General features: G+C 47.4%; 1 protein-coding gene. It reads left to right on the top strand.

Annotated elements, in window-relative coordinates; all coding sequences use genetic code 11:
- The coding region (locus FBT53_RS15970; protein ID WP_205729055.1) for a SprB repeat-containing protein at window positions 1–835 on the top strand (835 nt) is incomplete at both ends.

The following is an 835-nucleotide window of genomic DNA, read 5'->3' as shown; positions in this document are numbered from 1 at the left end:
ATTTGTTACCGATAGGGCAAGTAACGGATGTAGTTATGCGATAGACTTTGAAGTGGACGAACCGGAACCGATAACAGCTACGGCTTCTGTGTTAGGACTATCGTCCTTTGGGTCAAATGATGGTACTATTCGTATCACGGAAATCACCGGAGGCACCTTAAACGGTGCGGACACCTATCAATTGGCTTGGTCAGGAGTAGGAGTGGTAACCACCACAGATGATGGATGGACGGCAATAGATTTAGCACAAGGCAATTATAGTGTACGCATTACGGACAGCAATGGTTGTTCAAGGAATTTTGACTATGTGGTCACCGAACCGGGAGAGCTTGCGGTAACCCTTACAGCGGATGGGGAAGTATCTTGTTATGGCGAACAAACGGTATCCCTGATTAGTACTATTGTAGGCGGTACCCCTGGGTACGCTTACCAATGGTATCAAGAAGAGGGCGGTAGTTATACGGCGATAGCAGATGCAACGGAAGCCGACCTTTTTGATGTTGGTGCAGGGAACTATCGTTTAGAAGTGACAGACAGGGATGGTGCAGGAGTGAGTGCAACAGCGGAGTTGACCATAACCCAACCAGAAGCCCTTACTATCACCTTGGAAGGCATTACAGATATAGAGTGTAACGGAGCCGCTAGTGGCGGAGCAACGGTAACTGTAAGCGGAGGCACGGGCAACTATGAATATGCTTGGTATGATGATGGCTTTAATGTAGTAGCTACTACGCCCAACCTAGTCAATGCGCCTTCTGGAACGTATAGCTTGGAGGTAGTGGATGGTAACTCTTGTTTTACCTCCTTAACGGATATTACTTTGGTAGACCTATTT

It is taken from the genome of Flavobacterium sp. ASW18X (assembly GCF_005144745.1).
Taxonomy (GTDB): domain Bacteria; phylum Bacteroidota; class Bacteroidia; order Flavobacteriales; family Flavobacteriaceae; genus Croceivirga.
This window is presented reverse-complemented; position numbering and strand designations above follow the sequence as displayed.